Annotated in this window: 18 protein-coding genes; 8 read left to right on the top strand and 10 right to left on the bottom strand. The window is 60.7% G+C overall.

The genetic code is table 11. From position 1 onward, the window contains the following. The first annotated feature begins 98 nt into the window (after positions 1-98). The 3 genes from HX823_RS01805 to HX823_RS01795 all read left to right on the top strand — a co-directional run bounded on the left by HX823_RS01805 (position 99) and on the right by HX823_RS01795 (position 5,335). Positions 99-2,150, top strand: a complete 2,052-nt coding sequence (locus HX823_RS01805; protein ID WP_038851606.1) for a bifunctional diguanylate cyclase/phosphodiesterase — start codon at positions 99-101, stop codon at positions 2,148-2,150. 127 nt (positions 2,151-2,277) lie between these two features. After that, positions 2,278-3,621, top strand: coding sequence for an imelysin family protein (locus HX823_RS01800; protein WP_038851605.1), 1,344 nt, complete (start codon positions 2,278-2,280; stop codon positions 3,619-3,621). A 259-nt stretch (positions 3,622-3,880) separates the two neighbouring features. After that, entirely contained in the window at positions 3,881-5,335 is a 1,455-nt protein-coding gene (locus HX823_RS01795) for a TrkH family potassium uptake protein (RefSeq protein WP_033896335.1), read from the top strand. On the opposite strand, the gene HX823_RS01790 is transcribed toward HX823_RS01795, so the two are convergent. Continuing rightward, entirely contained in the window at positions 5,292-6,350 is a 1,059-nt protein-coding gene (locus tag HX823_RS01790) for an AraC family transcriptional regulator (RefSeq protein ID WP_177073985.1), read from the bottom strand. The two genes, HX823_RS01795 and HX823_RS01790, sit on opposite strands and share 44 nt — an antisense overlap. 160 nt (positions 6,351-6,510) lie before the next feature. On the opposite strand from HX823_RS01790, the gene HX823_RS01785 reads away from it, so the two are divergent. The 3 genes from HX823_RS01785 to HX823_RS01775 all read left to right on the top strand — a co-directional run bounded on the left by HX823_RS01785 (position 6,511) and on the right by HX823_RS01775 (position 8,656). Beyond that, positions 6,511-6,822, top strand: a complete 312-nt coding sequence (locus HX823_RS01785; protein ID WP_038851615.1) for a DUF962 domain-containing protein — start codon at positions 6,511-6,513, stop codon at positions 6,820-6,822. 350 nt (positions 6,823-7,172) lie between these two features. Next, entirely contained in the window at positions 7,173-7,355 is a 183-nt protein-coding gene (locus HX823_RS01780; protein WP_038851602.1) for a hypothetical protein, read from the top strand. A gap of 104 nt (positions 7,356-7,459) precedes the next feature. Further along, positions 7,460-8,656 (top strand): MFS transporter, encoded by a 1,197-nt coding sequence (locus HX823_RS01775; RefSeq protein WP_177073984.1) that lies wholly within the window; start codon positions 7,460-7,462, stop codon positions 8,654-8,656. Here the strand turns inward: HX823_RS01775 and arfB are convergent. The 3 genes from arfB to HX823_RS01760 form a co-directional block, all read right to left on the bottom strand. Further along, positions 8,653-9,066, bottom strand: a complete 414-nt coding sequence (gene arfB / locus HX823_RS01770; RefSeq protein ID WP_017737978.1) for an alternative ribosome rescue aminoacyl-tRNA hydrolase ArfB — start codon at positions 9,064-9,066, stop codon at positions 8,653-8,655. The genes HX823_RS01775 and arfB overlap by 4 nt on opposite strands. 12 nt (positions 9,067-9,078) lie before the next feature. Further along, positions 9,079-9,762, bottom strand: coding sequence for a pentapeptide repeat-containing protein (locus tag HX823_RS01765; RefSeq protein ID WP_177073983.1), 684 nt, complete (start codon positions 9,760-9,762; stop codon positions 9,079-9,081). 100 nt (positions 9,763-9,862) lie between these two features. Next, on the bottom strand, positions 9,863-11,284 hold the full coding sequence (locus tag HX823_RS01760; protein WP_033896340.1) for an amino acid permease: 1,422 nt from the start codon (positions 11,282-11,284) through the stop codon (positions 9,863-9,865). A 638-nt stretch (positions 11,285-11,922) separates the two neighbouring features. Between HX823_RS01760 and HX823_RS01755 the strand changes: the two genes are divergently transcribed. Continuing rightward, positions 11,923-12,060: a hypothetical protein gene (locus HX823_RS01755; RefSeq protein ID WP_003175756.1), complete on the top strand. Its 138-nt coding sequence runs from the start codon at positions 11,923-11,925 to the stop codon at positions 12,058-12,060. Positions 12,061-12,133: 73 nt separating this feature from the next. Further along, positions 12,134-13,093 (top strand): leucyl aminopeptidase, encoded by a 960-nt coding sequence (locus HX823_RS01750; protein WP_177073982.1) that lies wholly within the window; start codon positions 12,134-12,136, stop codon positions 13,091-13,093. 189 nt (positions 13,094-13,282) lie between these two features. Here the strand turns inward: HX823_RS01750 and rluB are convergent, their stop codons facing one another. The 6 genes from rluB to HX823_RS01720 form a co-directional block, all read right to left on the bottom strand. Further along, positions 13,283-14,494 carry a 23S rRNA pseudouridine(2605) synthase RluB gene (rluB, locus tag HX823_RS01745; RefSeq protein ID WP_010208149.1) on the bottom strand — a complete coding sequence of 404 codons (1,212 nt, stop codon included), beginning with the start codon at positions 14,492-14,494 and terminating at the stop codon, positions 13,283-13,285. Between the two features lie 144 nt (positions 14,495-14,638). Then, positions 14,639-14,830, bottom strand: a complete 192-nt coding sequence (locus tag HX823_RS01740; RefSeq protein ID WP_033896343.1) for a DUF1289 domain-containing protein — start codon at positions 14,828-14,830, stop codon at positions 14,639-14,641. Between the two features lie 32 nt (positions 14,831-14,862). After that, positions 14,863-15,795, bottom strand: a complete 933-nt coding sequence (scpB, locus tag HX823_RS01735; protein WP_177073981.1) for an SMC-Scp complex subunit ScpB — start codon at positions 15,793-15,795, stop codon at positions 14,863-14,865. Positions 15,796-15,807: 12 nt separating this feature from the next. After that, entirely contained in the window at positions 15,808-16,506 is a 699-nt protein-coding gene (locus HX823_RS01730) for a ScpA family protein (RefSeq protein ID WP_177053511.1), read from the bottom strand. Between the two features lie 120 nt (positions 16,507-16,626). Next, complete coding sequence (locus HX823_RS01725; protein WP_033896346.1) at positions 16,627-17,256, bottom strand: L-threonylcarbamoyladenylate synthase; 630 nt, start codon at positions 17,254-17,256, stop codon at positions 16,627-16,629. 13 nt (positions 17,257-17,269) lie between these two features. After that, positions 17,270-18,133, bottom strand: a complete 864-nt coding sequence (locus tag HX823_RS01720) for a PHP domain-containing protein (protein ID WP_038851593.1) — start codon at positions 18,131-18,133, stop codon at positions 17,270-17,272. Positions 18,134-18,183 lie beyond the last annotated feature (50 nt).

The following is an 18,183-nucleotide window of genomic DNA, read 5'->3' as shown; positions in this document are numbered from 1 at the left end:
AGACGCCTGCGGCCCTAATGTTCCTTTGACTGCCCTCACGGGATTGCCAATACTCATGGCATATTGAAGGCCACCCGCATGAGACAAGGAATGCCCCTTTGAAGCTGGAACTCAAGAACAGCTTGTCGGTGAAGTTGCTACGGGTTGTGCTGCTGTCGGCATTGATCGTGGGCGTTGCGCTGAGCGTGGCGCAGATCGTTTTCGATGCCTACAAGACGCGCCAGGCCGTGGCCGGCGATGCCCAGCGCATCCTCGACATGTTCCGCGACCCCTCGACCCAGGCCGTCTACAGCCTGGACCGCGAGATGGGCATGCAAGTGATTGAGGGCCTGTTCCAGGATGACGCGGTGCGCATGGCGTCCATCGGCCATCCCAACGAAACCATGCTCGCCGAAAAAAGCCGCGCCCTACAGCAATCGCCCAGCCGCTGGTTGACCGACCTGATACTCGGCCAGGAACGCACGTTCACCACCGCATTGGTCGGCAAAGGCCCCTACAGCGAGTATTACGGCGATCTGAGCATCACCCTCGACACGGCCACCTACGGCAAGGGGTTTATTGTCAGTTCAGTGATCATCTTTATTTCCGGGGTATTGCGCGCCCTGGCGATGGGCCTGGTGCTGTACCTGGTCTACCACTGGCTGCTGACCAAGCCGCTGTCGCGGATCATCGAGCACCTGACCTCGATCAACCCGGACCGGCCCAGCGAACACAAGATCCCGCAACTCAAGGGCCACGAGCGCAATGAACTGGGGCTGTGGATCAACACCGCCAACCAGTTGCTCGAATCCATCGAACGCAACACCCACCTGCGCCATGAGGCGGAAAGCAGCCTACTGCGCATGGCACAGTACGACTTCCTGACGGGCCTGCCGAACCGCCAGAAACTGCAGGAGCAGTTGGACAAGATCCTCATCGACGCCGGTCGACGCCAACGCCGCGTGGCCGTGTTGTGCGTGGGGCTGGATGACTTCAAGAGCGTCAACGAACAGTTCACCTACCAGGCCGGCGACCAATTGCTGCTGGCCCTGGCCGACCGTTTGCGCGCCCACAGCGGCCGCCTCGGTGCCCTGGCCCGGCTGGGCGGCGACCAGTTCGCCCTGGTACAGGCCGATATCGACCAGCCCTACGAGGCCGCCGAACTGGCGCAAAGCATCCTCGATGACCTGGAAGCGGAATTTGCCCTCGACCACGAAGGCATCCGCCTACGCGCCACCATCGGCATCACCCTGTTCCCGGAAGACGGCGACAGCACCGAAAAGCTGCTGCAGAAAGCCGAGCAAACCATGACCCTGGCCAAGACCCGGTCGCGCAACCGCTATCAGTTCTATATCGCCAGCGTCGACAGCGAAATGCGCCGTCGCCGCGAGCTGGAAAAAGACCTGCGCGATGCCCTCAGCCGCGACCAATTCCACCTGGTGTACCAGCCGCAGATCAGCTACCGCGATCACCATGTGGTCGGCGTGGAAGCGCTGATCCGCTGGCAACACCCGGAACATGGCCTGGTGCCGCCGGACCTGTTCATTCCGCTGGCCGAACAGAACGGCACCATCATCCCGATTGGCGAATGGGTACTCGACCAGGCCTGCCGGCAATTGCGCGAATGGCACGACCTAGGCTTCACCGAGTTGCGCATGGCGGTCAACCTGTCCACCGTGCAATTGCACCACACCGAGTTGCCGCGGGTGGTCAACAACCTGATGCAGATCTACCGCCTGCCGCCGCGCAGCCTGGAACTGGAAGTCACCGAGACCGGCCTGATGGAAGACATCAGCACCGCCGCCCAGCACCTGCTGAGCCTGCGCCGTTCCGGGGCATTGATTGCGATTGATGACTTCGGCACCGGCTACTCATCCCTCAGCTACTTGAAAAGCCTGCCACTGGACAAGATCAAGATCGATAAGAGCTTCGTGCAGGACCTGCTGGACGATGACGACGACGCCACCATCGTGCGGGCGATCATCCAACTGGGCAAAAGCCTCGGTATGCAGGTGATCGCCGAAGGCGTGGAAACCGCCGAGCAGGAGGCCTACATCATCTCCGAAGGCTGCCATGAAGGTCAGGGTTATCACTACAGCAAACCCTTGCCGGCGCGGGAGTTGGCGGCTTTTTTGAAGCAGTCGGAGCGCAATAACGCCGCGATTCTCTGATGCAGCAAAACGATACTGAATATTTCCCGCGTATAACCCTTTACACAAAATGCAAATCTTTCGCATTATGTCGCAGTTTTTGCGCTCCCCCGCGCGCCCCATCAACAACCGAAGCAGGATGTTCGCCATGATTCGTATGCCCCTGGCCACCGCCAGTCTGCTGGCCATTGCCATTTCTCTCGCCGGTTGCGGCGAAGGTAAAGACAAGGCCGCCGCGCCTCAGGCGCCGACCCCGGCTGCCAGCACTACCGCTCCAGCGGCTGCCACTCCTGCCGGCCAGGTCGACGAAGCCGCTGCCAAGGCCGTGGTCGCGCATTACGCAGACATGGTGTTCGCGGTCTACAGCGATGCCGAGTCCACCGCGAAAACCCTGCAAACCGCTATCGACGCGTTCCTCGCCAAGCCGAACGACGAAACCCTGAAAGCCGCGCGCACCGCCTGGATCGCCGCCCGCGTTCCTTACCTGCAAAGTGAAGTGTTCCGCTTCGGCAACACCATCATCGACGACTGGGAAGGCCAGGTGAACGCATGGCCGCTGGACGAAGGCCTGATCGACTATGTCGACAAGTCCTACGAACACGCCCTGGGTAACCCAGGCGCCACTGCCAACATCATCGCCAACAACGAAATCCAGGTCGGCGAAGACAAGGTCGACGTGAAAGACATCACCCCGGAAAAACTCGCCAGCCTCAACGAGCTGGGCGGTTCCGAGGCCAACGTCGCCACCGGCTACCACGCCATCGAATTCCTGCTCTGGGGCCAGGACCTGAACGGCACCGGCCCAGGCGCCGGCAACCGTCCTGCGTCGGACTACCTGACCGGCGACGGCGCCACTGGCGGTCACAACGAACGTCGCCGCGCCTACCTGAGCGCTGTGACCCAACTGCTGGTCAGCGACCTGGAAGAAATGGTCGGCAACTGGAAACCCAACGTTGAAGACAACTACCGCGCCACCCTGGAGGCAGAACCTGCCACCGACGGCCTGCGCAAAATGCTGTTCGGCATGGGCAGCCTGTCCCTCGGCGAACTGGCCGGTGAGCGCATGAAGGTTTCCCTGGAAGCCAACTCGCCGGAAGACGAGCAGGACTGCTTCAGCGACAACACCCACAACTCGCACTTCTACGACGCCAAGGGCATCCGCAACGTCTACCTGGGCGAGTACACCCGCGTCGACGGCACCAAAATGACCGGCGCCAGCCTGTCGTCCCTGGTGGCCAAGGCCGACCCGGCAGCCGACACCGCACTGAAAGCGGACCTGGCGGCTACCGAAGCGAAGATTCAGGTCATGGTTGACCATGCCAACAAGGGTGAGCACTACGACCAGCTGATCGCGGCCGGTAACGATGCGGGCAACCAGATCGTCCGTGACGCCATCGCCGCTCTGGTCAAGCAGACCGGTTCGATCGAAGCGGCGGCGGGCAAGCTGGGTATCAGCGACCTGAACCCGGATAACGCTGATCACGAGTTCTGATCAATGCGCAGTTGAATGAGGCGACCTTCGGGTCGCCTTTTTTGTATGCGGATGTCGACAATCAATCAGACACCACACAATCCATGTGGGAGCGGGCTTGCTCGCGAATGCGGTCTATCAGCTACAAATTCTTCAACTGACACGCCGCCTTCGCGAGCAAGCCCGCTCCCACATTAGCCTCTCATCGCTTCCAAGCCCCGGTTTACAAGCCCTGCACCGCAGGTAGAATGGCGCCACCTCCAACATCCGAGCGAATTTCATGGCGTTGCCGACCCTGCGCATCATCGGTTTCATCATCGGCATCTTCCTGATCACCCTCGCGATCGCGATGGTCGTGCCCATGGCCACCCTGGTGATCTTCGAACGCACCAGCGACCTGCCCTCCTTCCTGTGGGCCAGCATGATCACCTTTATCGCCGGCCTGGCGCTGGTGATCCCCGGGCGTCCCGAGCATGTGCACCTTCGCCCGCGGGACATGTACCTGCTGACCGTCAGCAGTTGGGTGGTGGTGTGTATCTTTGCTGCGCTGCCATTCCTGCTGACCCAGCACATCAGCTACACCGATTCGTTTTTTGAAAGCATGTCCGGCATTACCGCCACCGGCTCCACGGTGTTGAGCGGGCTGGACGCGATGTCGCCGGGTATCTTGATGTGGCGTTCGCTGCTGCACTGGCTGGGCGGCATCGGCTTTATCGGCATGGCAGTAGCGATCCTACCGCTGCTGCGCATTGGTGGCATGCGCCTGTTCCAGACCGAATCCTCGGACCGCTCGGAAAAGGTCATGCCCCGCTCGCACATGGTGGCGCGGCTGATCGTGGCGGCCTACGTGGGCATCACCATCCTTGGCAGCCTGGCGTTCTGGTGGGCCGGCATGGGGCTGTTCGATGCGATCAACCATGCGATGTCAGCGATTTCCACCGGCGGGTTTTCCACCTCCGATGAATCCCTGGCGCACTGGAAACAACCGGCGGTGCACTGGGTAGCCGTGGTGGTGATGATCCTCGGCAGCTTGCCGTTCACCCTGTATGTGGCCACCTTACGCGGTAACCGCAGGGCATTGATCAAGGACCAGCAGGTCCAGGGCCTGCTCGGTTTGTTGCTGGTGACCTGGCTGGTATTGGGCACCTGGTACTGGTGGACCACTAACCTGCACTGGCTGGACGCGCTGCGTCATGTGGCACTGAACGTCACGTCGGTGGTGACGACCACGGGGTTTGCACTCGGGGACTACAGCCTGTGGGGCAATTTCTCACTGATGCTGTTCTTCTACCTCGGGTTTATCGGCGGCTGTTCGGGCTCCACGGCGGGTGGGATCAAGATCTTCCGCTTCCAGGTTGCCTATATCCTGCTCAAGGCCAACTTGAACCAGCTGATTCATCCGCGCGCGGTGATCAAGCAGAAGTACAACGGCCACCGTCTCGACGAAGAGATCGTGCGGTCGATCCTGACCTTTTCCTTCTTCTTCGCCATCACCATCTGCGCCATCGCCCTGGCCTTGTCGCTGCTCGGCCTGGACTGGATGACCGCCTTGACCGGCGCCGCGAGCACCGTTTCGGGCGTGGGCCCGGGCCTGGGCGAAACCATTGGCCCGGCGGGCAATTTCGCCAGCCTGCCGGATGCGGCCAAGTGGATCCTGTCACTGGGTATGCTGCTCGGCCGGCTGGAGATCATTACGGTCTTTGTTCTGTGTATTCCGGCGTTTTGGCGTCACTGACGCTCGACGCGTCCAACAACCGCGCCCGGTATTCGCCGGGCGTGACATCGAACCAGCGACGAAACGCGCGGAAGAAGTTGCTCGGGTCGGCAAAGCCCAGCAGATAGGCAATTTCCAGCAGGGTCATGCTGGGTTGCGCCAGGTATTGCTCGGCCAGTTCACGGCGGGTGTCATCGAGCAGGGTCTGGAAGCTGGTGCCCTCTTCCTGCAAGCGCCGCTGCAAGGTGCGCTGGGACAGGTGCAACGTCTGGGCCACCACCTCACGCTTGGGCTCGCCCTGGGGCAACAGGCGGCACAACACTTGCCGCGCCTTGTGGGTCACGCGGCTTTCCGAAAAACGCGCCAGGTATTCACCGGCAAAGCGGTCATGCAGCAGGGCCATGGCTTCGTTGGCCGTGGGCAGCGGCGCGTCCATGTCGGCCCGCTCGAAAATCAGCGCGTCATAGGGCGCATTGAATTCCAGCGGCGCATGGAAGGCTTGTTTGTACGGGGCCAGGTCCGCCGGTTGCTCACCTTGCAGCACCACCTTGCGCGGCTGCAGCGTGCGGCCGGTCAGCCAGCCGCACAGGGCCAAGGCGCTGGCCAGCGAGGCTTCGGCGCTCTGCCGGGTAGGCGGCAGGTGGTCACCGTGTACCGTCAGAATCAGCGCATAACCTTCGGGGATCAATCGGAAACTCAGGTCGGCACTTTCAGCGATGATCCGCTGGTAGCGCACCAGCCGCATAAAACCTTCGGCCAAGGTGTTGCTGGACATCAACGCATAACCGGCCACATGAAATGACGCCGGGCGCACCACTTTGCCCATGTTCAGGCCGATCGCCGGGTTACCCGACAGCTCCACCGCACGCTGCCACAGGCGGGTCATGGAGTCCTGCGGGAACCGCGCATCGGGATCGCTCAGGGCGGCATAGTCGAGGCCGAGCTGCTTGAACAAGGCGCGGCAATCCAGGCCGTCCATTTCCAATGCCTTGACTATCCCCATCGCCCAGCTTGCAGAAGTTGTTCGTTCGCTCATGGCGTCTTCTTAATAAAGCAGGCTCAAACGGCAGCCAGGAAGCCAAGGATACTAAAGTGGCATCTATTGTCACTGGCTGTTACCACTGATCACTCTAGACTCAAATAAGCTCCCCGCCGAACATCTGTTGGGCGGCACAACAATCAAAGGGCCGGTCACCGTGGAAAACGTCAAGCGATTCAATAGCTTTGCTGAGTTTTACCCTTATTACCTGGCTGAGCACGCCAACAGCACCTGCCGGCGCCTGCACTTTATCGGCACCACGCTGGTGATCGGTATTTTGGCGTACGCCATCGGCAGAGGTTCGCTTCTCCTGTTAATCGCCTTGCCGATTGCCGGTTACAGCTTTGCCTGGATCGGCCACTTCTTCTTCGAAAAGAACCGCCCAGCGACCTTTCAACACCCGTTCTACAGCCTGTTGGGGGATTTTGTGATGTACCGCGATATGATCCTGGGCAAGGTGCCGTTCTAGCCGAACGACCGTTTAAACGATGAAAGTTCATCCATCTGCCGACATTAAAATCTTTTTGTCATTTGCAGTGCTGTATCCTGCCAAGGCTTTTTGAGAGCGCGGAATCACCTGCGATTGAAAAAACAGACCTTGCGAGGAGCGACGACGATGCACGAGATACCTAATCTCCCCTTCCCAAGCCTGCACCCAACAGAGCAGCCAACACCGCAGCAGGCCAGTGACAAACAGCCTGAGGCCAAAGAAGCAAAACCAGTCGACAGCGAAAGCCAGGACTGACGCCGTACCAGACCGTGTGGAAAGCGCAGCTTTGAGCGCTTTCCACACTGCCTGAACCCATCGAGACGCCCGCCATGACCGATACCCTCCCCGACAACCCGGATACCGCTGTACTCGACGCGGCCTTGCAGATGGTCGAGATCTGGAACCGCCTCAGCGCCGACAAACAAGCGCTGCTGCTCAAGCGTTTCGGCACCCAGGAAAACGCCCTGGCCGCCCTGGTCACCACCCAATTGCTGGCCCCTGCCCAAGCCTGACGTCTTTCTGAGCGGAGGTTTTTGCGTTTTACCGCCCTGCGCAAGCAAAACCACCGGTATCATTAGCAGCCTATCTTTACCTGCCGCGACAGTGGACCTTTCCCATGCCCGATACCCAGCGCCCCATGGCGGTCACGCTGCAAGTTGTTTCCATCGTGTTGTTCACCTTCATTGGCTACCTGAATATCGGCATTCCACTGGCCGTGTTGCCGGGCTATGTCCACAGTGAGCTGGGTTACGGCGCGGTGATTGCCGGCCTGGTGATCAGCGTGCAATACCTGGCTACCCTGCTGAGCCGCCCGTACGCGGGCAAAATCATCGATAACCTGGGCAGCAAGCGCGCCGTGCTGATCGGCCTGGTGGGCTGCGGCCTGAGCGGTGTGTTCATGCTGCTCGCGGCGTGGTTTTCCAGCATGCCGGCCTTGAGCCTGGGCAGCCTGTTGATTGGCCGCCCGGTCCTTGGCAGCGCGGAAAGCCTGGTGGGTTCGGGCGCGATCGGCTGGGGCATCGGCCGCGTCGGCGCGCAGAACACCGCCAAGGTGATTTCCTGGAACGGCATCGCCAGCTACGGCGCGCTGGCCGTCGGCGCACCACTGGGCGTGTTGCTGGTAAGAAATTTCGGGCTGTGGAGCATGGGCGTCAGCATTATCTTGCTGGCCATCGTCGGCCTGCTGCTGGCCTGGAACAAAGTCGCTGCACCAATCGTTGCCGGCGTGCGCCTGCCCTTCATGAATGTGCTGGGCCGCGTATTGCCCCATGGCTGTGCCTTGGCGCTGGGTTCCATCGGCTTTGGCACCATCGCCACCTTCATCACCTTGTATTACACCACCCAGCACTGGGATAACGCGGTGTGGGCCCTGAGCCTGTTCGGCGCCAGCTTTATCGGCGCACGGTTGTTGTTCGGCAACCTGATCAACCGGATCGGCGGCTTTCGCGTGGCAATTGCCTGCTTGTCGGTGGAGATCCTCGGTTTGCTGTTGCTGTGGCTGGCGCCGGACGCCAACCTGGCCCTGGCTGGCGCGGCGTTGAGCGGCTTTGGCTTTTCCCTGGTGTTCCCGGCGCTCGGGGTGGAGGCCGTCAACCTGGTGCCAGCATCCAGCCGCGGCTCGGCGGTGGGCGCCTACTCACTGTTTATCGACCTGTCGCTGGGCATCACCGGACCGCTCGCCGGGGCCGTGGCAGCCGGCTTCGGCTTTGCGTCGATCTTCCTCTTCGCCGCCCTTGCAGCCCTGGGTGGTTTGCTGCTGAGCCTGTACCTGTACCGTCAGGCACCCAAGGCCCGCGAGGCGCGTGACGACTAAAAGTCGACCTTGCCGCGCCCGGCCTTGATGCTGCCGCGCTTGGTCTTGGATTCGAGACGGCGCTTTTTCGAGCCCAGGGTCGGCTTGGTCGGGCGGCGTTTCTTCTCCACCTTGGTAGCGCTGAGAATCAACTCCACCAGACGCTCCAACGCATCCGCGCGGTTCTGCTCCTGGGTCCGGTATTGCTGGGCCTTGAGCACCAGCACGCCTTCACTGGTGATGCGGCTGTCGCGCAGCGCCAGCAAGCGCTCCTTGTAGAACTCCGGCAGCGACGACGCCGGGATATCAAATCGCAGGTGCACGGCACTCGACACCTTGTTGACGTTCTGTCCACCAGCGCCCTGGGCGCGAATGGCGGTCAGCTCGATCTCGGCGTCAGGCAGCTGCACATTGTTGGAAATCACCAGCATCAATCAAAAACCTTAAGCAACGGACAAGCCCAACTCGGACAACAACATCGACGCCTGGGCTTTGGAAATCACGGCGCCTTTGAACAGTTTGGCATCATTCAGGCGAAACCCGCTTAAATCCGCCCCCCGCAAGTCGGCGCCAGCAAAATTGGCGCCGTTGATACGAGCGTGGGCCAGGCTGCAATCGATCAGCTCGGCCTTGCGAAAGTCGGCATCCGACAAATCGCTGTCGGAGAAATCCAGGTTATTCAGCACGGTGCGGGCAAACGACAGCCCGGACAAGAAGGCGCTGTTCAACCGCGTTTCGCTGAAGCTCAAGCCCAGCGAGGCGCAATGGGTGAAATTGGCGCCGGTCAACTTACAGTGCTCAAAGCTCGCCTGGGACAGCTTGCTGCGCTGCCAGCGGGTGTTGTTCAGGTCACAGCTGTGGAAGTGCGCTTCCAACAGGTTCGCCGCTTCGAAAATGGCGAGACTGGCGCGGCAGCTTTTCCACTGCGTGCCTTCCAGGCGCGAACCGAGAAAGGAGGCCTGGACCAGGATGCAGCGCTCGAACACCCAATGATCCAAGGCCATGCGCGACAGATCAGCGCCGCTCAAATCCACTCCAATCAGACGCAAGGGGCCGCCATGCTGGTCGATCAGGCCTTCCAGCTCATCGCGCTGCAAGGCGCCGCCGTCGATGTCGGTGTGTTGCATGGGGCCTCCAGGCACGCTGAAAAAACGAGGGGCGATTCTAACCTGCCCCTGCACACAAAAAACCCGGCACGGCGCCGGGTTTTCTGTTTGAGGAAAGGTCCTACTCCAGAACCGTCCCCGTTGTGCCCATGGCTGCGCGGGCACTGCGCTTGTTCTTGACCCAGTAACACACCGCCATAAACGCCACCCACACCGGGATCGCGTACACCGACACCTGGATCCCCGGAATCATCAGCATGATCACCAGGATAAACACCACGAACGCCAGGCACACATAGTTGCCGTACGGGTACCACAGCGCCTTGAACAGCGGCACCTGGCCGGTGCGGTTCATGTGTTGGCGGAACTTGAAGTGGGAGAAGCTGATCATCGCCCAGTTGATCACCAGAGTGGCCACTACCAGCGACATCAGCAGTTCCAGCGCGTGTTGCGGGATCAGGTAGTTCATCAGCACCGCCACCAGGGTGATCGCCGCCGACGCGAGGATGGAACGCACCGGCACGCCGCGCTTGTCGATCTTCGCCAATGCTTTAGGCGCATCGCCCTGCTCGGCCATGCCCAACAGCATGCGGCTATTGCAGTAGGTGCCGCTGTTGTACACCGACAGCGCGGCGGTCAGGACCACGAAGTTGAGGATATGCGCAGCGGTGTTGCTGCCCAGCATCGAGAACACCTGCACGAACGGGCTGCCGCTGTAGGCATCGCCGGAGGCGTTGAGGGTGGTAAGCAGGCTATCCCATGGGGTCAGCGACAGCAGTACGACCAGCGCACCGATGTAGAAAATCAGGATACGGTAGATCACCTGGTTGATCGCTTTCGGGATCACGGTGCGTGGCTGGTCCGCTTCAGCGGCGGTGAAGCCGAGCATTTCCAGGCCGCCGAAGGAGAACATGATGATTGCCATGGCCATGACCAACCCGCCGACGCCATGGGGGAAGAAACCGCCGTGTTCCCACAGGTTGGTCACCGAGGCCTGTGGCCCGCCGCTGCCGCTGACCAGCAAATAGCTGCCCAGGGCGATCATGCCGACGATGGCCACCACCTTGATGATGGCAAACCAGAACTCGGCCTCACCGAAGACTTTGACGTTGGCCAGGTTGATCAGGTTGATCAGCACGAAGAACGCTGCGGCCGAGACCCAGGTAGGGATCTCCGGCCACCAGTAGTGCACATATTTGCCGACCGCCGTCAGCTCCGACATGCCCACGAGGATATACAGGATCCAGCAGTTCCAGCCCGACAGGAACCCGGCGAAACCGCCCCAGTACTTGTGAGCAAAGTGGCTGAAGGAACCGGCAACTGGCTCTTCGACGATCATTTCGCCGAGTTGGCGCATGATCATGAAGGCAATGAAGCCGCAGATGGCATAGCCCAGGATCATCGACGGGCCGGCGGATTTGAGCACCCCGGCCGAGCCGAGGAACAGGCCGGTGCCGATGGCGCCGCCCAGGGCGATCAGCTGGATATGCCGGTTTTTCAGGCCACGTTTCAGCTCGCCTGAAGAGGAAGGGGGAACACTCATGAAAAGGCTCTCACGCAAGGTTTGATGATGTTGAATGCAGGTTGCTGCCTTGAATTACCGACTCAAGCAGCGCCGCTCAAACCCCAGCGCAAGCACCAGGAGTACAGCGTCTTTCTAACGGTCATGCGTCACCTGTTTGTTTTTATCTGTGACGAAATCGAACCCGTCCGGCTCGTGGCCAGGCGGAGTGATCAGGGTGGGTAAACCCTGGGGTCTTGGCCTTTTGCGTGGTTACGCAAGGGGGTCACAGTAAAACGCGGCGGATTGTACACCGCTCGCCAGCTTGGGGGCGCCCTCGAGAGACGAGTGCGACGATCTGTCAGGTAATCCTTACAGGGCAGGATCAACCAATAATGTCGCCATTTACTCGTAAATTAATCGTTACAGCACGGAAAATTAACGTTACAGCCGTGATCTTAAGGAAAATTGTCGCTCGGAAATTTCCTACAATTTAGCCTGCGTAGTTCCCTGAATTTGCTAAAGAAAAATTCAAACACAAAAAACAGAACAAAAAATCCAAATGAAACCGTGTCAATAAAAATTTTGCATTTTGAAACACTCTCTCCTAGGTTCTTCCCACTTGCCCGCGAAGCCCGTTGGCAAGCCGTTCTCAAACAACGTCCTCTAGGAGATACACCATGCAAGCACTGGAAAACGACCTGGAAACCGAACTGCAACTCGACGATTGGTTTGAAGCGCCGACCCATGAGGCCGCCGTTGAAATGATGCAAGCCGACGCCGTTGTGCCGTTCGGCACCGCGATGTGGCCATTCTAAATATCGGCAGGCATCCGGCAGGTGCTGTGCACGGCATCTGCCTCCTTACCCAAGGCACAGAAGGAAACACGTCATGGACAAGGCCCGCGCCGTCGAACACTTTCTCTACTACCTCGCGCACCACCCGGCCCTCAATGGCCTGAGTCGCCCCACCGTGCTGCTGGGCCATACCGAGCGCTACGACGCCATCGCCCAGGCGATCACCCACAGCAGCGCCGCCCGCTTCAACTTCCAGGTGCAGCGCCTGGACCTCGCCGCCAGCGACACCCTGGCCGAGGCCATCGAAGCTTGCGACCTGTATCTGTTTCTCTATGATTCCTCGACCTTGCCCAACCCTCGCGCCGAAGGCCCGGACTTTATCCGTGCGCTGCAAGGCGTGATGGCCGAACACTGGAAAAAATCCCTGCTGTTCAAGGATTACGGCGACTACTTCTACGACACCTTCAGTGTCGAGCCCCAGCGCATTGCCGACCTCAACGCCACGCTGATCCGGCGCATGTCGCAAGCCACGGTGCTGAGCTTTACCGACAAGCACGGCTCACGCCTGGAAGCGCCGATGAGCAGCATCAAGAAGTGGACCAATATCAACGGCATCGGCAACCACGACCTGGCCCCCGGCGAGATCGCCACCCACAGTGAAGCCATCAATGGCCAAGTGAGGTTTGTCGGCACCTTTCTCAGCACCATCCCGTTTGCGCGTAAATATGGCGTGCTGGCGTCACCACTGGAGTTGTGGATCGAGAACTCGACCATCTGCAGCGTGGCCAGTGAGGTGCCGGGGCTGGCAGATGATTTCAACAAGTACCTGAATGCCAACCCGTCGAACCGTCGCGTCGAGGAATTGGGGATTGGCACCAATGAAGGCGTGAAGGATCTGTATGCGCGCAATGCCGGGTTCGAGGAGCGCCACTGCGGGCTGCACCTGGGTTTGGGGGGCGGGCAGAAAGGCAGTCATCACTTGGATCTGATCTTTGCCAGTGGGGTTTTGGCGTTGGATGACAAGCCCGTGTTTGATGGGAGATTTGCCTTCTGATCAGTTATTTAGAAACCTATGAAGATCCAAATGTGGGAGCGGGCTTGCTCGCGAAGGCTGCGTGTCAGCTGATGCATGTGTTACCTGATACTCCGCATTCGCGAGCAAGCCCGCTCCCACATTTCCGAGCGTATTTCAGACCAAAAAAAACGCCAACCCGAGGGTTGGCGTTTTTGTGCAGCACTTACATCACTGCGGCTTCTTGCGGCCAAAACCAGGACGCTGACCCGAACCGGCCGGGGCGCCACGGCGCTTGCCCGACGGCTCGTCCGCGACCAGTTTCGGGCCAGGGCGCTTGTTCGCCGCCGGCTTGGCTGGACGCTTGGTGCTGGCGTTATCAGCCGGGCGATCGGCTTCACCCCGGTTGCTGCGACCACCGGCCGGAGCAGGACGCGGTGCACGTGGCGCACGCTCCCCTTCCTGGCGCGATGGCGCGGTTGGGCGACGCTCACCTTCGATCTGCGGCTCACGCGAGATACGACCGCCGGTTGCCGGTGCATTCAGCGCCGGGCGCAGGGTGCGGGCCACACGCTCGGTACGTGCCACAGGACGCGACGATTTGCGCTGCATACGCTCAAGCTTGTCTTTGCTCTTGGCGTTCATCTGCGGCATCGCGACCGGCGTCAGGCCGACTTCGGCACTGAGGATGTCGACTTCGTACTGGCTCATTTCGCGCCAGCGGCCCATCGGCAGGTCGGAGTTGAGGAACACCGGACCGAAACGCACGCGCTTCAGGCGGCTGACCACCAGGCCCTGGGATTCCCACAGGCGACGCACTTCACGGTTACGCCCTTCCATCACCACGCAGTGGTACCAGTGGTTGAAACCTTCGCCGCCTGGCGCCTGCTTGATGTCGGTGAACTTGGCCGGGCCGTCTTCCAGCACCACGCCCGCCTTGAGGCGCTCGATCATCTCGTCATCGACTTCGCCACGTACACGCACGGCGTACTCGCGGTCCATCTCGTAGGACGGGTGCATCAGGCGGTTGGCCAGTTCACCGTCAGTGGTGAACATCAGCAAGCCGGTGGTGTTGATGTCCAGACGTCCGATGTTGATCCAACGACCTTCTTTGGGCTTGGGCATCTTGTCGAACACGGTCGGACGGCCTTCCGGGTCGTCACGGGTGCAGATCTCGCCGTCCGGCTTGTTGTACATGATCACGCGGCGCACCGATTCGGCGGCCTCTTCACGCTTGATGACCTTGCCATCAATGGTGATTGCATCGTGCAGGTCGACGCGCTGGCCGAGGGTGGCCTCGACGCCGTTGACCTTGATGCGCTTCTGGGTGATCCAGGCTTCGACGTCGCGGCGCGAGCCCACGCCGATACGCGCCAGCACCTTTTGCAGTTTTTCGCCTGCTGGGCCGATTTCCTGGCTGTCGTTCTGGTCTTTGTCGTTCATCTTAAGCACCTCCCGGTGGGTCGATTCAGGCGTGGCCTGAAGAGTGTTGAAAGCGGGGCTTTGGCCGAATAGCTCGGCAAAGGGTCGCGAATCATACGCGCATGGTGCGCGTTGCGCATCAGAGACTAGTCGATAACACCCTAATCATTTGCTTTTCCGCCGACCGGTGGCGCCCAGGGCCAGCAATCGGAGTTCGGCTTCGGCCAGGACCGTGCGTTTGTCGGCCTTGTCGAGCTTCTTCCAGGCGCGGATCTCGCGCTTGCTGCGGCCACAGCCGACGCAGATGTCGGCGTTGAATTTGCAGAGGCTGATGCAGGGGTCTTTGGTGGAACTCATGGGCAATCCTTTTTAAGGACAGTCAGATTGCGTCAGTCTTCGAACTGGCGACGCTCGGCTTCGATGGCTTCGGCCAGGGCGCGGGCTTCGTCTTCCTCGTCGCTCAGGGGCGGTTGTTCGAGAGCGGCTACGGCGGCGAGGAGTTTTTCGCGGGCTTCAGCCACGCCAAGGATGTCTTCCTCTGGCTCAGGTTCTGCTTCGACTTCAGGCTCAGCCTCAACGTTCGGTTGAATTTCAGGTTCGGCGGCGCCGTCACGCAGCAGGTCGTCGAAGTCCGTCTTGATGCCCTGCTCCATGTCGTCCAATTCCAGCAGCAACGTATGGAAACTGGTCTCGTCCTTCGGCTCTTCCGGCTCGGCGCTGGCATCGGCCAATTCCTGCAGGCTCGCGGGGACCGGCGCGTCGTCGAAATCGAGCACCGGCTCGGCTTCCATCTCGCGCAGTTCGGCCAGCGGCGGCAGATCGTCGAGGTTTTTCAGGTTGAAATGGTCGAGAAACACCTTGGTGGTGGCGAACATCGCCGGTTTGCCGGGCACGTCACGGTAGCCGACGATGCGGATCCACTCGCGCTCCAGCAAGGTCTTGACGATATGGCTGTTGACCGCCACGCCCCGTACATCTTCGATCTCGCCCCGCGTAATCGGCTGGCGATAGGCGATCAGCGCCATGGTTTCCAGCATCGCCCGCGAATAACGTTGCGGACGCTCTTCCCACAAACGGCCGACCCACGGGGAAAACTTCTCACGGATCTGCAGGCGGTAACCCGACGCCACTTCGCGCAGTTCAAAGGCGCGGCCATCGCAGGACTTGCGCAGGATTTCCAGTGCCTTCTTGAACACCGGTGGCTCAGGGCGCTCGGCTTCTTCAAAGAGTTCGAACAGGCGTTCCAGGGATTGCGGCTTACCTGAGGCCAGTAGGAAGGCTTCCAGCAGCGGCGCCAGTTCGCGGGGTTCAGTCAGATTCATCGATTCAGCTCTTTATTCGGCTCGCGCCCGCACGTGGATAGCCGCAAAAGGCTCATTCTGGACCAGCTCGACCAAGGATTCCTTGACCAATTCAAGGATCGCCATAAAGGTCACCACCACGCCCAGGCGCCCTTCTTCTTTAGTAAACAGTTCGACAAAAGGCACAAAACCACCGCCCTTCAGGCGCTCCAGCACATCGCTCATGCGCTCGCGGGTCGACAACGCCTCGCGGCTGACCTGGTGGCTTTCAAACATATCGCCCCGGCGCAGCACCTCGGCCATGGACATCAGCAATTCTTCCAGGCTCACGTCCGGCAGCAGTTTGCGTGCGCGGGCTTCGGGGGCGTCGAGCTTGGGCACTACTACGTCGCGGCCCACCCGGCTCAAGCCGTCGATGCCTTCGGCGGCGGCCTTGAAGCGTTCGTACTCTTGCAGGCGGCGGATCAGCTCGGCGCGCGGGTCGTCTTCTTCGGCTTCCACCGTTTCCGAACGCGGCAGCAGCATGCGCGACTTGATCTCGGCGAGCATGGCGGCCATCACCAGGTACTCGGCGGCCAGTTCCAGACGTACCGATTGCATCAACTCGACATAGCCCATGTACTGGCGGGTGATTTCCGCCACCGGAATGTCGAGGATGTTGATGTTCTGTTTACGGATCAGGTACAGCAGCAGGTCCAGCGGGCCCTCGAACGCTTCAAGGAAGACTTCCAGGGCATCCGGCGGAATGTACAGGTCCAGCGGCATTTCCATGACCGCCTGGCCATACACCATGGCAAACGGCAGTTCCTGCTGGGCGCCCGCCTGGGGATCCACGGTTTCCACGGCTGACATTCAGGCCTCGACCATGAACGGGGCCGGGTCGCCGCAACCCACGCGGATCACCTCGGGTTCGCCGTCGGCCAGGTTGATCACGGTGGAGGCCTTGTTGCCGCCGTAGCCGCCGTCGATGATCAGGTCGACCTGTTTTTCCAGCAATTGACGCATTTCGTAGGGGTCGTACAGCGGCTCATCTTCACCCGGCATGATCAGCGACACACTCATCAAAGGCTCACCCAGCTCTTCGAGCAGCGCCAGGGCGATGGGATGTTCCGGCACCCGCAGGCCGATGGTGCGCTTCTTGGGGTGCAGCAGCAGGCGCGGCACTTCGCGGGTGGCGTTGAGAATAAAGGTATAGGGCCCCGGCGTGTGCGCCTTGAGCAGGCGGAAAGTGCCGGTGTCGACCTTGGCGAACAGGCCGAGCTGGGACAGGTCGCTGCAGATCAGCGCGAAGTTGTGCTTGTCATCTAATTGACGCAAGCGTCTTACACGTTCCACCGCGCCCTTGTCGCCGATCTGGCAACCGATGGCGTAGGAGGAATCCGTCGGGTAGATCACCACGCCGCCGGCGCGAATGATCTCGACGGCCTGCTTGATCAGGCGCGCCTGGGGGTTTTCCGGATGAATCTGGAAGAATTGACTCACGTGTTCTACCTGTTCAGACGGTGGCAGTAATGGGGTCATGCTTGAATCGCCCCGACAAGAGCGGCAGGTCTTCGGGTACCTGGCGATACTCGCCGATTTCGGACCACCCACCTGGGCCATGAAAATCACTGCCGGCGCTGACCAGCAGACCAAATTCGCGGGCAAGGATCGCCAGGCTGCCGACCTGCTCGGCAGGTTGGTGCCCATTGACCACTTCGATCGCGTGGCCACCCGCTCCAATATAGTCGCTGATCAGCTTGCGGCGCTTGCTGCGGGTGAAATCGTAATGCCAGGGATGGGCCAGGCTGACCCAGGCCCCGGAGGCACGCAGGGTCGCGACCGTGTCTTCCAGGGTCGGCCAGTGTTGCTTCACATCCCCCAACTTGCCGGCGCCCAGCCATTTGCGGAAGGCTTCGGCGCGATCCTTGACGAACCCTTCACGCACCATCCAGTCGGCAAAGTGCGGCCGGGCCGGTGCATTGCCGCTGTCGCCCAGCTCCTGCTGGATGGCGCGAGCGCCGTCGAGGGCGTTCGGCATGCCTTTAAGGCTGAGCTTGCGGCTTATTTCTTCGGACCGCAGCCAGCGGCCATCGTGCAAATCGGCAATGGCCTGCACCAGCGGCGGGGCTTGCTGATCAAAACCATAGCCGAGCACATGAATGGTGGCGCCGCCCCAAGTGCAGGACAATTCCACGCCGTTGACCAGTTGCATGCCCAATGAATGCGCGGTTTCGCGGGCTTCGTCGAGGCCTTCGAGGGTGTCGTGGTCGGTCAACGCCAGGACTCGCACGCCTTTTTCAAACGCACGCGCAACCAGTACCGCGGGCGCCAGGGCGCCGTCGGAGGCCGTGCTGTGGCAGTGCAAATCAACATTCACGGGGATGTGTAACCTCAAGTCAGCTGGCGCTTTCGCTACCAAGGATGTTT

Origin of the sequence: Pseudomonas sp. P7759, from assembly GCF_013386445.1 — a bacterium.
GTDB lineage: Bacteria > Pseudomonadota > Gammaproteobacteria > Pseudomonadales > Pseudomonadaceae > Aquipseudomonas > Aquipseudomonas azotoformans_A.
Note: the sequence above shows the minus strand (reverse complement) of the source record. Positions and strands in the feature narration are given on the sequence as shown.